At 64.0% G+C, this 14,293-nt stretch carries 11 protein-coding genes and 1 tRNA gene; 7 read left to right on the plus strand and 5 right to left on the minus strand.

Annotated features, from left to right (window positions below; all coding sequences use genetic code 11):
* Positions 1-1,062: 1,062 nt before the first annotated feature.
* The 5 genes from FAZ95_RS03540 to FAZ95_RS03560 form a co-directional block, all read right to left on the minus strand.
* Complete coding sequence (locus tag FAZ95_RS03540) at positions 1,063-2,769, minus strand: site-specific integrase (RefSeq protein ID WP_137331180.1); 1,707 nt, start codon at positions 2,767-2,769, stop codon at positions 1,063-1,065.
* A gap of 163 nt (positions 2,770-2,932) precedes the next feature.
* Positions 2,933-3,009: transfer RNA gene (locus FAZ95_RS03545), tRNA-Met, on the minus strand.
* A gap of 112 nt (positions 3,010-3,121) precedes the next feature.
* On the minus strand, positions 3,122-4,780 hold the full coding sequence (locus FAZ95_RS03550) for an MFS transporter (RefSeq protein ID WP_137331181.1): 1,659 nt from the start codon (positions 4,778-4,780) through the stop codon (positions 3,122-3,124).
* A gap of 226 nt (positions 4,781-5,006) precedes the next feature.
* Entirely contained in the window at positions 5,007-6,638 is a 1,632-nt protein-coding gene (locus FAZ95_RS03555; RefSeq protein WP_137331182.1) for a sensor histidine kinase, read from the minus strand.
* Positions 6,639-6,647: 9 nt separating this feature from the next.
* Positions 6,648-7,403, minus strand: coding sequence for a response regulator transcription factor (locus FAZ95_RS03560; RefSeq protein WP_137331183.1), 756 nt, complete (start codon positions 7,401-7,403; stop codon positions 6,648-6,650).
* Positions 7,404-7,678: 275 nt separating this feature from the next.
* Here FAZ95_RS03560 and recA point away from each other — a divergent pair, with 275 nt between their 5' ends.
* The 7 genes from recA to FAZ95_RS03595 all read left to right on the plus strand — a co-directional run bounded on the left by recA (position 7,679) and on the right by FAZ95_RS03595 (position 14,180).
* Positions 7,679-8,749: a recombinase RecA gene (recA, locus tag FAZ95_RS03565; protein WP_137331184.1), complete on the plus strand. Its 1,071-nt coding sequence runs from the start codon at positions 7,679-7,681 to the stop codon at positions 8,747-8,749.
* A 7-nt stretch (positions 8,750-8,756) separates the two neighbouring features.
* Positions 8,757-9,506, plus strand: coding sequence for a recombination regulator RecX (gene recX / locus FAZ95_RS40855; RefSeq protein ID WP_254699801.1), 750 nt, complete (start codon positions 8,757-8,759; stop codon positions 9,504-9,506).
* Between the two features lie 138 nt (positions 9,507-9,644).
* The gene (locus FAZ95_RS03575) at positions 9,645-10,319 is read left to right on the plus strand and encodes a DUF2889 domain-containing protein (protein WP_137331186.1); all 675 of its coding nucleotides are present in this window, start codon (positions 9,645-9,647) and stop codon (positions 10,317-10,319) included.
* 49 nt (positions 10,320-10,368) lie between these two features.
* Positions 10,369-11,535: an ADP-forming succinate--CoA ligase subunit beta gene (gene sucC / locus FAZ95_RS03580; RefSeq protein ID WP_137331187.1), complete on the plus strand. Its 1,167-nt coding sequence runs from the start codon at positions 10,369-10,371 to the stop codon at positions 11,533-11,535.
* A gap of 28 nt (positions 11,536-11,563) precedes the next feature.
* Positions 11,564-12,445 (plus strand): succinate--CoA ligase subunit alpha, encoded by an 882-nt coding sequence (gene sucD / locus FAZ95_RS03585; RefSeq protein ID WP_136894786.1) that lies wholly within the window; start codon positions 11,564-11,566, stop codon positions 12,443-12,445.
* A 273-nt stretch (positions 12,446-12,718) separates the two neighbouring features.
* Positions 12,719-13,459, plus strand: a complete 741-nt coding sequence (locus FAZ95_RS03590) for a TerC family protein (protein ID WP_137331188.1) — start codon at positions 12,719-12,721, stop codon at positions 13,457-13,459.
* 109 nt (positions 13,460-13,568) lie between these two features.
* Positions 13,569-14,180 (plus strand): pilin, encoded by a 612-nt coding sequence (locus tag FAZ95_RS03595; RefSeq protein WP_137331189.1) that lies wholly within the window; start codon positions 13,569-13,571, stop codon positions 14,178-14,180.
* Positions 14,181-14,293: the final 113 nt, after the last annotated feature.

Genomic DNA, 14,293 nt, shown 5'->3' on the forward strand with positions numbered 1-14,293 from the left:
TGGATTGCTCCTCGGGTTGATGTGCTGATTCCGTGTAGCAATCTCGTTGTCCGAGCGGCATTTTCTAAAATTTTAGGTTCACTGGCCGAGCGTTCGCCCACAGGGTCTCGTGCCGCGAGCAGCTCAATGCGCGCCCCTGGAACCCGTCAGGAGTATCTGCACACCCTGTCCATTTCCAGGGTGCGCCCGGCGGGCGCGACCGCCAGAATGAAAAGGGGGGATGTCCGGCGGGATGGAAGGTGGCTGGGTCTCGGGACGGACCCGCAGGTGCCATCGCGGGAAATATCATGGCGCGTCCGTTGGCTACGTAACCGCGGAGCTGCAACATCAGCTCCTTGCGCAAATCATGGGTGAGGACGGCGGGAGCGCCCCACTGCGCGATACGTCCGAAACGCTTTCCCGTAACACGCGCGCCTCCAGCAGGGCCTGACCTCTGGCGACCAGTTACCGGTGTGGGACGGTGCAGTCCCTCCTGACAAACATGAGCCGCTACTTTTCCAGCGAGCGCCCGCAGTTCAGTGCTTACCTGGGCCGAGAATGGCCTTGGCAGAGAGGAGCAGGCGCGGGAGCCTCCCAGTGGTTCCGAACTTCTGCTGAGGGTGTTGAAGGTGCGGGGCTGGTCGGAGCCATCGGTGTGACCATGACAATCGTGAATCGTAGGCGTGCCACGAAGCAGACTAGATTCGGATAACCGATTAATTATATAACCGCTTTACGCGACTTGTTCGTGCGCAGCGCTGCTTCCGTCGGTTCTGTCCGGAAGCCCTTTGCCTGACTGGTCATCGCCTGAGAGTCCGCAGCACTGCGAGGGTGGGGCCAATAGCGCCATTGGTGTCCGGCACGGTTCCGGCTGGTCCACTGACGCTTGAGAACCTGGCTCTTCCTCCTAAAGAGGCTCTCTTTTCAGGGTTTTTAAAGAAGCTCCTTGGTCTTACGAAAACTCTCTTTTAAAGACTTTAGGGAGCTGGTTTTATATTTGCTGTGGCTCACGCAAGGAAAAGCCGGCCGTAGGTACGGCCGGCCTGCGCCAGGGAAGGTCACCGACTCGCATCGACGGCGGAATTACGCCCGGCCGGCGTAGGGCAGATGCGCCAATTGGAGACCAGGGAAGGTCAGCTTTTCCATCCCCTGCACCAGCAGCTCAAAGGGCAGTCGCCGCTCGCCATCTTGATTGCGGCCGTACATGCTGGTCGGCGCATGCCCGAGCAGTTCTTCAATCACGTCATTGTCGATACCGGACAACCGGCCAAAGGTCTTGAAGGTGTGACGGAAGCTGTGGAAGTCCAGACGGGCATCATCGAGGCCCGCATCGACATCGAGGTAATCGCTAAACCAGTTGCTCCATACCGCGCTGAGCTGACCATACTGGTTTTCATTCAGGTGCGGGAACAGCAGCCCGTCGCGGTTCTGGCTCGCGACATAGTCGAGCCAGCCCAGTTCGAGCAGCGTGCGGTGAATGGGTACGTAACGCATGATGCTCGCCTCGCCGCTCTGATGCTCCCGCTTGGTGTCGTGCAGGTGCAGACACCATACGCCGGCATGCTGCACCACGTCCCGCGTGCGCAGCAGGCACAGGTCCTCGAGACGCGCGCCCGTATGCGGGCCGAGCAGGGGTAGCCAGAACGCCGCTTCGCGCGCCCCTTTTCCTGGACGGTGGCCGTGAACGAAGACGCGGGACGCGTACAGACGGTTGAGTTCGTCGACCGTGTAGGCATCGCGCTGGGCATCCGGGTCGGCATCCTTGCGCACGGCCTTCCTGCTGAATTTCGCGCGGGCGAACGGGTTGGCGCTGAGCGTCGTCAGCTTGTTGTTCATCGCCACGTTGATGACCGGCGAAAGCAGCGCAACGATGGTATTGACGCGGCTCTTGCTGACCTTTTCCTGCTCGAGGCACGCGGCCTTGAAATGCGCGACATGCGCGGGTGTCAGCGCGGAGAGTGGCATGGCCCCAACCAGACGTTCGAAGCGCGCGACCTGCGTCCTGACCTCGTCAGCGGTCTTGGCCCGCGGGGCCGCCTCGTCGACCCAGGTCCGTACGGCGGCCTCCCAGGTATCGTTGTGGTCCACGAGGGGAATCAGCTCGGGCGTCTCGCAGAAGTCGCCCTCGAGCCGCCGCAGTTCCTCCTCGACCACCGCCAGGTGCGCATCCGTCATGGCCTTCAGCAACTGCAGATATTCGTCTGACGCCGCTGGCAGCCACACGCGCTCCCACATCAGGTGGTCTTCGACGCACTCACGCATAGCCGAGAAGTCGTCCGCGGCGCGCGCCCGGCGCAACTGGCGGCGGGTCTCAAGCAGGAGGGCCCTATGTGCCTCTTCGTCGTGACCGTCGTCGTCATGGGCGTCGGGGTGGGGTGCCACGAAACAGGTCGGGCGATTTTCGTCGTCGTTCGCCAGCGCATTCGCCCTGTAGCGCTCAACCAGCCGCGGAATCTGCACGGCAGAAAGGCGCGTGGTGCCGGGCGGCTGCACGGTGGGGTGATACGGGTGGGGTTCGTTGTCGACGGCACGCATGCCGCGCGGCAGCCAGGCGTCCGCAGCGGGCGTGGCCGAAGCCAATGCGGTGGCCGCCGCGCGGGCCGGGGCGATGAGACGCTCGTATTCGAGGGCCGCCGCCGGCAGGCGGGCGACGGCCGCCTCCTTGCAGGGTGTTTCGAGGCTGACCCAGATTTCGGTCTTCTCGAGCAGGGCGCGCAGCTTGAGCGGCACCTTGCGGCGAAAGTAGTAGCTCGTCGAGTCGGCGCGGGTGGTCAGGTAGGGGTGTTTCACGGGGTGCTCTCCTCAGGAAGGTAACAGAGGCGTGTAGCACCCGATGCATCGAAAACGCGCTTATCTAAAATTTAGATGAGTAATGCGCCTGTTCGGGCGCATTGGCGGCGTTTCAGAACAAAAAAGCCGCTGTCCTTGGCAGACAGCGGCTTTTTCTTGAAGCTGGTGGCGAATCAGGGATTCGAACCCCGGACCTGCGGATTATGATTCCGTCGCTCTAACCGACTGAGCTAATTCGCCAAAGAAGGCAAATTATGACGACAACAAGGCAGCCTGTCAACCCCACCAACTCAGTTTTTCGACTGCCTCGCCATCTAGCGGCCAAGGGCCGCCTCCGTCCGCCAGTTCGAGCTCAATCCCGCGAATAAATATTCGAGTCCTTGGTCTCCTTGACGAACAGCATGCCGATCACGAACGTGATCAGCGCCACCACGATCGGATACCAGAGCCCCGAGTAGATATCGCCGCGCGCCGCGACGATCGCGAACGCCGTCGCCGGCAGGAAGCCGCCGAACCAGCCGTTGCCGATGTGATACGGCAGCGACATCGACGTGTAGCGAATCCGCGTCGGGAACATCTCCACGAGCATCGCTGCGATCGGGCCATACACCATCGTCACGAAGATCACGAGGATCGCCAGGATCACGACCGTCATCGGCCAGTTCAACTGCGACGGGTCGGCCTTCGCCGGGTAGCCCGCGCTCTTGAGCGTCGTGGCGAGGGTCTTGTCGAACGCCTTGCCCTTGTCCTTCGCGTCGGCGGCCTTGCCGTCGTAGGTGTCGATCACCGTGTCGCCGACCTTGATCTGCGCGAGCGAGCCCGCCGGCGCCGCCACGTTCGTGTAGTTCAAGCCGGCCTTCGACAGCGCGCTCTTCGCGATGTCGCACGAGCTCGTGAACTTCGCCGTGCCTACCGGGTTGAACTGGAACGAGCACTCGTCGGGATTGGCGACGACGACGATCGGCGACTTCAGCGTCGCGGCTTCGAGCGCCGGGTTCGCGAAGTGCGTGAGCGCCTTGAAGAGCGGGAAGTACGCGAGCGCCGCGATCAGGCAGCCGGCCATGATGATCGGCTTGCGGCCGATCCGGTCCGACAGCGAGCCGAAGAACACGAAGAACGGCGTGCCGATCAGAAGCGCCAGCGCGATCAGGATGTTGGCGCTCGCGCCGTCCACCTTCAGCGTTTGCGTCAGGAAGAAGAGCGCGTAGAACTGGCCCGTGTACCAGACCACCGCCTGCCCGGCCGTCAAGCCGATCAGCGCCAGAATCACGACCTTCAGGTTCTTCCACTGGCCAAACGCTTCGGTCAGCGGGGCCTTCGAGGTCTTGCCTTGCGACTTGATGCGCAGGAACGCCGGCGATTCGTTGAGCTGCAGCCGAATCCAGACGGACACCCCGAGCAGGATCAGCGACGCGACAAACGGGATGCGCCAGCCCCAGGAGCCGAACGCTTCCTCGCCCATCGAGGTGCGCACGCCGAGAATCACGAGCAGCGAGAGGAAGAGGCCGAGCGTCGCCGTTGTTTGAATCCACGACGTGTAGTAGCCGCGCCGATTGGCGGGCGCGTGTTCGGCGACATAGGTCGCGGCGCCCCCGTACTCGCCGCCGAGCGCCAAGCCCTGCAGCAGCCGCATCGCGATGAAGATCACCGGCGACGCCATGCCGATCGCCGCGTAGCCGGGCAGGAAGCCGACGATGAACGTCGACAGGCCCATGATGACGATCGTGATCAGGAACGTGTACTTGCGGCCGACGAGGTCGCCGAGCCGTCCGAACACGATCGCGCCGAACGGCCGCACCGCGAAGCCGGCGGCAAAGCCGAGCAGGGTGAAGATGAACGCCGCGGTTGGATTGACGCCGGAAAAGAAGCTCTTGCTGATGTAGATGGCCAGCGAGCCGGCCAGGTAGAAGTCATACCACTCGAAAACGGTGCCGAGCGACGACGCGAAGATCACCCGCTTCTCGTCGCTTGTCATCGGCGCGTGTGCAATTTGACCGCCTACGGTTGCCATGTGCTGTCTCCAATTTTGATATACGCGCGGGGGCGCTGGGTAAGGCGGCCCCGTCGACGATTATTGGAGCGGAAACTTACGGCGTACTGACGCGAAATCTCAAAATGGGGTCTAGTGCGCAAAGGCGCGATTTGCGGCGTTTTTCATCTAATTTCTCGCTTCACGCATCCAACGTCGCTTATATGCATTTAGGGTTGCGCTTGATGATGGGCGAAAGCCGGCGCACTCAGGGTAAGTCCCGAATCGCCTCGGAGGTCCTCAAGCTGACGCGTACGAGCGTACCGGCCAGGCGCGGCTCGGTTTGATAGACGTTGTCGTCGATCGCTAGCGTGCCGCCGTGCATTGTCGCGATCTCGCGGACGATCGCGAGCCCGAGCCCGCTGCCGTCGCCCTCGCGGCCGAGAATCCGATAGAACCGCTCGAGCACCCGGGCGCGCTCGGCGGGCGGAATGCCGGGCCCAGTGTCCTCGACTTCGAGGTGCACTTCTTGATTCGGCTCATCGGGCCGCACGCGAACCGTAATGCGGCCGCCTTGGGGCGTGTAGCGGATCGCGTTGTCGATCAGGTTCGAGAGCATCTCGCGCAGCATGACCGGGTTGCCGTCGACCGTGACCGGTGCGTCGGGGCCTTCGTAGCCAAGATCCATCTGCTTGGCGAGCGCCGGCTCCACCCAGTCGCGGACCGTGAGCCGGGCCAACTCGGACACCTCGACCGCCGCGAACGCTTGCCCCGACATGCGGTTTTCCGCTCGCGCGAGCGCGAGCAGCTGCGTGACGAGGCGCGCGGCATGCTCCGAGCTCGTCGCGATCTGTTCGAGCGAGCGGCGCACCTCGGCCGATACGTCCTGCCGCAGCGCCAGCTCCGCCTGCGTGCGCAGGCCGGCGAGCGGCGTCTTCATCTGATGCGCGGCGTCGGCGATGAAGCGCTTTTGCAGCTCCATGTTTTGCGAGAGACGCGTCAGCAAGTCGTTGAACGACGTGACGAGCGGCTCGATCTCGGGCGGCGCGCGCCTCGCTTCGAGCGGCGAGAGATCGTCGAGCCGCCGCGCGCGCAGATTCGATTGCAGCGCGGTGAGCGGCGCGAGGCCGCGCGACAGCCCGAACCAGACCAGCACGATCGCAAGCGGCAGGATCACGAACTGCGGGAGGATCACGCCTTTGATGATGTCGTTGGCGAGCTGGCTGCGCTTGTCGAGCGTCTCGGCGACTTGCACGAGCACGGGCGCCCCGCAGCCCGCCGCCCCGGCGGCGCGGACTTCGGCGTCCTCGCAGGCGGCCTCGTGCGGAAACTCGACCGTCGTGTACGCGACGCGGATGTCGTTGCCGTGCAGCATGTCATCGCGGAACTCGACGATGCCGGGCTGCGGGCGGTCGTCTTCGTGCGGCAGCGGCAGGTCGGCGTCGCCGCCGACCAGCTCGCCGCGCGTGCCGAGCACTTGGTAGAAGACCTTGTCGACGTTGTCGGCGGAAAGGAAGTCGCGCGTCGACGCGGGCAGCGACAGTTCGGCGACGCCGTTCACCGGCTGGATCTGCCGGGCGAGCACGTAGACGTCGGTTTCGAGCGCACGGTCGAACGGGCCGTTGGCGATCGTCTTCGCGACGAGATAGGTCACCGCGATGCTCATCGGCCAGAGCAGCAGGAGCGGCGCAAGCATCCAGTCGAGAATCTCGCCGAAGAGCGAGCGCGGGCGCGCTTCGGGCGTGGACTCGGTCTCGTCGGGCGGCGCGAAGGGGTTGGCGTAGGTGGCGTCGCGGACCTCGTCGGGATCTGCCGCGCGCGTGGCCGCAGGCTCCGGCGGCGCGTGCCCCGGACGCTCTGCGGGTGCCGCGGCGCCTTCCGCGGAAGCTGGCGAGGCCATGTGACGCCTCTACTTGGACGAGTGATTCGCCGGCGACTTGGCCGCGCCGTTCGAGGCCGGGTCCGAAGCACCGGGCGAGGGCGCCGTGCCGGCGGCCGGGGCGGCTTTCTCGAGGCAATAGCCAAGGCCGCGCACGGTGATGATCCGCACGCCGCTCGGCTCGATCTTCTTGCGCAGCCGGTGCACGTAGACTTCGATCGCGTTGTTGCTGACTTCCTCGCCCCATTCGCATAGATGGTCGACGAGCTGCTCTTTCGACACGAGCCGGCCGATCCGTTGCAGCAGCACTTCGAGCAGGCCGAGTTCGCGTGCCGAGAGGTCGATCACCTGATCGTTCACGGTGGCGATGCGGCCCACCTGGTCGAATGCGAGCGAGCCGTGCCGCACGACGGTCGGCCCGCCGCCCGCGCCGCGCCGCGTGAGCGCGCGCACGCGCGCTTCGAGTTCGTTCAAGTCGAACGGCTTTGCCATGTAGTCGTCGGCGCCGAGATCGAGACCCTTCACGCGTTCCTCGATGCTGTCGGCGGCGGTGAGGATCAGCACGGGCAGGTTCGAATTGCGGGCGCGCAGGCGCCGCAGCACTTCGAGGCCGGACAGGCGCGGCAGCCCGAGATCGAGGATCAGGAGGTCGAAGGCTTGCACCGAGAGGGCGGCATCGGCTTCGGCGCCGCCCTTCACGTGATCGACGGCATAGCCCGATTGGCGGAGTGATCGGACGAGACCGTCCGCGAGTATGCTGTCATCTTCAGCAATGAGAATTCGCATGATGTGCCGCTGCCGCGTTGCTGTTGCCGCGGCACCGCGCTGTGCCACAGCATCGCCCGGCGTGCGGCGGTCTCCGAATGTCGTGTGGTGTTGGCTGCCCGGGGGCGTGCCCGGTTGTAAATCCGCACATGCGACGCCAAAACGCGTCGCCTCGGGCTTGCAAAAACCACTGTTTTTTTATACAGTGTCTGCGTTTCGTGCGCTAGCTCAGCAACTCACTGCTAAGGGCCTGCGCACCCACCTCAGACGCCGTTCATCATAGCAAAGGACGATTCATGGAAGAAAGCAAGAAAGGCTCGGCTGGACTGACTGCTGAAAAGAGCAAGGCACTCGCTGCGGCGCTCGCGCAGATCGAAAAGCAGTTCGGCAAAGGGTCGGTCATGCGGCTCGGCGACGGCGAGGTGGCCGAAGATATTCAAGTGGTGTCGACGGGCTCGCTCGGCCTCGATATCGCGCTCGGCGTCGGCGGTCTGCCGCGCGGCCGCGTGGTCGAAATCTACGGGCCGGAATCGTCGGGCAAGACCACGCTGACGCTGCAAGTCATCGCCGAAATGCAGAAGCTCGGCGGCACGGCCGCGTTCATCGACGCGGAACACGCGCTCGACATCCAATACGCCGGCAAGCTCGGCGTGAACGTGTCCGATCTGTTGGTCTCGCAGCCGGATACCGGCGAGCAGGCGCTTGAAATTGCCGACGCGCTGGTGCGCTCGGGCTCGATCGACATGATCGTGATCGACTCGGTCGCGGCGCTCGTGCCGAAGGCCGAAATCGAAGGCGAAATGGGCGATTCCTTGCCGGGTCTGCAAGCGCGTCTGATGTCGCAGGCGCTGCGCAAGCTGACCGGCACGATCAAGCGCACGAACTGCCTCGTGATCTTCATCAACCAGATCCGCATGAAGATCGGTGTGATGTTCGGCAACCCGGAAACGACGACGGGCGGCAATGCGCTGAAGTTCTACGCATCGGTGCGCCTCGACATTCGCCGCATCGGCTCGATCAAGAAGAACGACGAAGTGATCGGCAACGAAACGCGCGTGAAGGTCGTCAAGAACAAGGTGTCGCCGCCGTTCCGCGAAGCGATTTTCGACATCCTCTACGGCGAAGGCATTTCGCGCCAAGGCGAAGTCATCGACCTCGGCGTGCAAGCGAAGATCGTCGACAAGGCGGGTGCGTGGTACAGCTATAACGGCGAGCGCATCGGCCAGGGCAAGGACAACGCACGCGAATTTCTGCGTGAGAATCCCGACATCGCGCTCGAGATCGAAAACCGCATCCGCGAATCGCTTGGCGTGAACGCGATGCCGGCTGGCGCTTCGGAAGGCGTCGAAGTCGCGGACGAAGAGTAAGCATCGCGTGATGCGCAAGGACCGGGCGGCGTCGAATTCGGGGCGCGGTAAAGCAGGGCGCGAAGCGGCTCGGCCCGATCCGCTCGATCCTTTCGATCCATTTGAATCATTCGACGCGCACGATCTCGCAGCGGGTCGTCGCTCGTCTACAGCAGATGCGACCGGTTCTGACGCGGCGAATGCCGGGTCATCGACCGCCGGGTCATCGACGTCATCAACCGGTCAATCGAACGAAAGCACCTATACCCGCTCGCGTCGAGAGCCCTCGGCCTCATCCGACGAGTCTTCCGGGCGCTCGAAAAAGCCAGCCCGCTCTTTGAAGGCTCGTGCGCTCGACTATCTGTCGCGACGCGAATACAGCCGCTCCGAACTCTCGCGCAAGCTTGCTCCCTTTGTCGAAGAGGCAGATGCGCTCGAGCCGCTGCTCGATGCGCTCGAGAGCGAAGGCTGGCTGTCCGATTCGCGCTTTGCCGAAAGCCTCGTCCATCGCCGCGCGGCGCGCATGGGGACGAGCCGGATCGTCGGCGAACTGCGCCGTCACTCGGTGGGCGACGCCTTGATCGAAGAAGTCGGCGCGCAGCTTCGCGAGACCGAACTGGCTCGCGCGCAAGCCGTTTGGCGCAAGAAGTACGGACACCTTCCCGAAACGCCGGCCGAGCGCGCCAAGCAAGCGCGCTTTCTGGCCACACGTGGTTTCTCCAGCGCGACGATCGTCAAAATCCTGAAGGGCGGCGACGAGGATTGGGACGGCGTGTAACGACGGCCTGCAACGACGGTTGCGACCGGTGCAACCGTCCACGTCCGCCACCGCCTCGGCTTGTGGGGACCTCGGTCTATCCGAAATACCCAGTATGCTAAAATCCACCGGTTTTCCTATTCAGCCGTCTCCTCTCGCATGCCGCTTTCCCCGCCCGTGTCCCGCAAGTTGCGCCATCGCCGCGCAATTCGAGCGGAAGCGTTCGAGCGTGAAGACGGCTTGTGGGACATCGAGGCGTGCCTGACCGATCATAAGCCGCGTGACGTGGCGCTTGCGCCCGGTGTCCGGCCCAACGGCCTGCCGATTCATGAACTCTGGCTTCGCATCACGATCGATCGCAAGCTCAACGTCGTCGACGCCGAAGCGTCGTCCGACTGGGTGCCCTATCCCGGTCACTGCGAAGCCGCCAATCCCGCCTACCGCGCCCTCATCGGGCTCAACCTGTTCCAGAATTTTCGCCGCGAAGCGAACCGCCTGTTGGGCGGCGTCGCGGGATGCACGCACCTCACCGAGTTGTGCGCGATCGTGCCGACCGCCGCCATTCAGGCTTTCGCGGGCGATGTCTGGAACACGCGCGGCGATTCACCGGGCGAAGCAAGTCAAGGCGGCAACGGTGAGGCTGCGAACGCCAAGCCGCCGTTTCAACTCGATCGCTGTCAGGCATTGCGGTTCGACGGCGAAGCGGTCCGTCAGTTTTATCCCCGCTGGTACGGCCACGCGCCGCGTGCAGCGGAACGCCAGGATGCGGCGCTAGCTGCCGACGCCGAGGAAGGCGGCACCCATACCAAAGTCGAGGCGCTTGCCTCGAAATAAATTAGCGTCATCGAAGTTCAATCCAACTCTCAGACTGAAGGAATCACGCATGAAGATTCACGAGTACCAGGGTAAGGAAATCCTGCGGAAATTCGGGGTCGCGGTACCGCGCGGCAAGCCGGTGTTCTCGGTGGAAGATGCGGTCAAGGCCGCTGAAGAGCTGGGCGGCCCGGTGTGGGTCGTCAAGGCTCAGATCCACGCAGGTGGTCGTGGCAAGGGCGGCGGCGTGAAGGTCGCCAAGTCGCTGGATCAGGTGCGCGAATACGCGAACCAGATCCTCGGCATGCAGCTCGTCACGCACCAGACCGGCCCGGAAGGCCAGAAGGTGAATCGTCTGCTGATCGAAGAAGGCGCCGACATCAAGAAGGAACTGTACGTTGGCCTCGTGATCGATCGCGTGTCGCAGAAGGTCGTCGTGATGGCTTCGAGCGAAGGCGGGATGGACATCGAAGAAGTCGCCGCCAATACGCCGGAAGCGATCCACAAGGTGGCAGTCGACCCGGCGAAGGGTCTCCTGGATTCGGAAGCCGACGATCTCGCGAAGAAGATCGGCGTGCCCGATGCTTCGATTCCGCAAGCGCGCGCCATCCTGCAGGGTCTCTACAAGGCCACGTGGGAAACCGATGCATCGCTCGCCGAAATCAACCCGCTGATCCTGACGGGCGACGGCAAGGTGATCGCGCTCGACGCCAAGTTCAACTTCGATTCGAACGCGCTGTTCCGTCATCCGGAAATCGTCGCGTATCGCGATCTGGATGAAGAAGATCCGGCTGAAGTCGAAGCGTCGAAGTTCGACCTCGCGTACATCTCGCTCGACGGCAACATCGGCTGCCTCGTGAACGGCGCCGGCCTCGCGATGGCGACGATGGACACTATCAAGCTGTTCGGCGGCGAGCCGGCCAACTTCCTCGACGTCGGCGGCGGCGCCACGACCGAGAAAGTGACCGAAGCGTTCAAGCTGATGCTCAAGAACCCGGACCTGAAGGCGATCCTCGTGAACATCTTCGGCGGCATCATGCGCTGCGACGTGATCGCGGAAGGCGTGATCGCCGGTTCGAAGGCGGTGAACCTGAACGTGCCGCTCGTCGTGCGCATGAAGGGCACCAACGAAGACCTGGGCAAGAAGATGCTCGCCGAATCCGGCCTGCCGATCATCTCGGCGGACAGCATGGAAGAAGCGGCGCAGAAGGTCGTCGCGGCTGCTGCCGGCAAGTAAGCGCGCTCAACGAACAGAGGTCAAATACATGTCGATTCTGATCAACAAAGACACCAAGGTCATCACGCAGGGCATCACCGGCAAGACCGGCCAGTTCCACACGCGCGCATGCCGTGAATACGCGAACGGCCGCGAAGCGTACGTCGCGGGCGTGAACCCGAAGAAGGCCGGCGAAGATTTCGAAGGCATTCCGATCTACGCCAGCGTCAAGGAAGCGAAGGCTGAAACGGGCGCGACCGTATCGGTCATCTACGTGCCGCCGGCAGGCGCCGCTGCGGCGATCTGGGAAGCGGTCGAAGCCGATCTCGATCTCGCGATCTGCATCACCGAAGGCATTCCGGTTCGCGACATGATCGAAGTGCGCGACCGCATGCGCCGCGAAAACCGCAAGACGCTGCTGCTCGGACCGAACTGCCCGGGCACGATCACGCCGGACGAGCTCAAGATCGGCATCATGCCGGGCCACATCCACCGCAAGGGCCGCATCGGCGTCGTGTCGCGTTCGGGCACGCTGACGTATGAAGCCGTGGCTCAACTGACGGCGCTTGGCCTCGGCCAATCGTCGGCGGTCGGTATCGGCGGCGACCCGATCAACGGTCTCAAGCACATCGACGTCATGAAGATGTTCAACGACGATCCGGACACGGACGCCGTCATCATGATCGGCGAGATCGGCGGCCCGGACGAAGCGAACGCGGCGTACTGGATCAAGGACAACATGAAGAAGCCGGTGGTTGGCTTCATCGCAGGTGTCACGGCGCCTCCGGGCAAGCGGATGGGCCACGCCGGCGCGCTAATCTCGGGCGGTGCCGACACGGCCGACGCGAAGCTCGAAATCATGGACGGCTGCGGCATCAAGGTGACGCGTAACCCGTCGGAAATGGGCCGCCTGCTGAAGTCGATTCTGTAATCGACGACGCGACTCAAGCCTCAAACAGAAAACGCCGGTTCGCCGGCGTTTTTTGTTATTCTTGCGAAACCCTTTCGTAAGATGGCGGCTCTGAAGCGAGGGAGCAAATAGTGCTTCCTCGCTTTTTTTGTCGATCCGGACTTGGCGCTTTAGCTGTCGATCAGAGTTCGCGCTTTAGCGCGCTACTCTGATCCCATGCAGAGCGCGTAGTCCGGTCCCATGCAAAGCTGGCCGCATGATCGTCGCCCTCGGCGGCTTCCTAACCGACTCACCATGCTCGAATTCTTCGCGACGCTCCACTGGGGTGCGGTCCTTCAGATCGTCATCATCGACATCCTGCTCGGCGGCGACAACGCAGTCGTGATCGCGCTCGCGTGCCGCAATCTGCCGCAAGAGCAGCGCGTGCGCGGCGTGCTGTGGGGCACAGCGGGCGCAATCCTCTTGCGGGTCGCGCTGATTTCGTTTGCCGTAGTGCTGCTCGACGTGCCGCTCTTGAAGTTCGCGGGCGGCTTGCTGCTCTTGTGGATCGGCGTGCGTTTGATGGCGCCGGCCCACGATGTTCACGAAAACATCAAGCCCGCCGACAAGCTGTTGTCCGCGATCAAGACGATCGTCGTCGCCGACGCGGTGATGAGCCTCGACAACGTGATCGCCATCGCCGGCGCGGCCGAAGCCGCCGATCCGCAACACCGGGTCGCGCTCGTGATCTTCGGCCTCATCCTCAGCATTCCGCTGATCGTGTGGGGCAGCACGCTGGTGCTGAAGCTGCTCGATCGATTCCCGATCATCGTCACGATCGGCGCGGCCCTGCTCGGCTGGATTGCGGGCGGTCTCATCATCAACGATCCGGCAGGCGACCGCTGGCCGTTGCTCGATACGCCCGCTGCCGAATACGGCGCGCATATTGCGGGCGCGGTGTTCGTGGTCGTCGTCGGCTATTGCCTCAAGCGGCGGGCCGTGCGGCGCGCCGATGCGAGTGCTTCCTCCGGTTCCGGCTCTTCCGGGGCACACTGACTGCCCACACGTTGGCTGTCCGGCCGAGTGCCGCGCGCAATCCCCGCTGGCTACGATGAGGACGCCTGCCCAGTTTCCGGCCAGGCGTTTTCATTCAGGGAGCCTGCCGATGTTCGTTTTTTCTCTTGTCCGCTTCTCGAGCCGCGGTGGCGGCTTGCTCTTGTCTCTCTCCGGGCAATGGGGCGCCCGCATCGCGCGCACGTGCCGCAAGGCCGGGTTCACGCTGATCGAGTTGATGATCGTGCTCGCGATCGTCGGGGTCATCGCCGCGTATGCGATCCCCGCTTACCAGGACTATCTGGCGCGCAGCCGGGTGGGCGAGGGCTTGTCGCTGGCGTCGTCGGCGCGGCTTGCCGTCGCCGAGAACGCGGCCAGCGGCAACGCGCTCGCCGGGGGCTACTCGTCGCCGCCGGCCACGCGCAACGTCGAGTCGGTGCGTATCGACGACGACACCGGCCAAATCACCGTGAGCTACACGACGCGCGTCGCGCCCGAGGGCTCCAATACGCTCGTGCTGGTGCCGTCGCTGCCCGACAACGCGGATACGCCGACGGCGCGCATCGCGCTTTCGAAGGGCGCAGCGCCCGCCGGTTCGGTGACGTGGGAGTGCTTCTCGGGCGGCAAGAGCGCGTCGTCGTTGCCGGCTCCGGGAGCGGGACCGCTGCCGTCCGAAGCCCCGACGCTGCCCGCGAAATTGGCGCCGCCCGAGTGCCGCGCGTGATCGCACAGGGGGAGGGCGGTCGCTCGCCGGATGGCATTGCCGCAACACGCGGCTCGCGAATTCGCTGATATTCCCGTCGTCCGGCGCACAGTGAAAGGATTTTTTTGTATAGT

It is taken from the genome of Trinickia violacea, assembly GCF_005280735.1.
Taxonomy (GTDB): domain Bacteria; phylum Pseudomonadota; class Gammaproteobacteria; order Burkholderiales; family Burkholderiaceae; genus Trinickia_A; species Trinickia_A violacea.

Coding starts and splice junctions, on each gene's coding strand:
- FAZ95_RS03550 (WP_137331181.1), bottom strand. CDS start 4,780: ATGGCAACCGTAGGCGGTCAAATTGCACACGCGCCGATGACAAGCGAC.
- FAZ95_RS03555 (WP_137331182.1), bottom strand. CDS start 6,638: ATGGCCTCGCCAGCTTCCGCGGAAGGCGCCGCGGCACCCGCAGAGCGT.
- FAZ95_RS03560 (WP_137331183.1), bottom strand. CDS start 7,403: ATGCGAATTCTCATTGCTGAAGATGACAGCATACTCGCGGACGGTCTC.
- recA (WP_137331184.1), top strand. CDS start 7,679: ATGGAAGAAAGCAAGAAAGGCTCGGCTGGACTGACTGCTGAAAAGAGC.
- FAZ95_RS03575 (WP_137331186.1), top strand. CDS start 9,645: ATGCCGCTTTCCCCGCCCGTGTCCCGCAAGTTGCGCCATCGCCGCGCA.
- sucC (WP_137331187.1), top strand. CDS start 10,369: ATGAAGATTCACGAGTACCAGGGTAAGGAAATCCTGCGGAAATTCGGG.
- sucD (WP_136894786.1), top strand. CDS start 11,564: ATGTCGATTCTGATCAACAAAGACACCAAGGTCATCACGCAGGGCATC.
- FAZ95_RS03590 (WP_137331188.1), top strand. CDS start 12,719: ATGCTCGAATTCTTCGCGACGCTCCACTGGGGTGCGGTCCTTCAGATC.
- FAZ95_RS03595 (WP_137331189.1), top strand. CDS start 13,569: ATGTTCGTTTTTTCTCTTGTCCGCTTCTCGAGCCGCGGTGGCGGCTTG.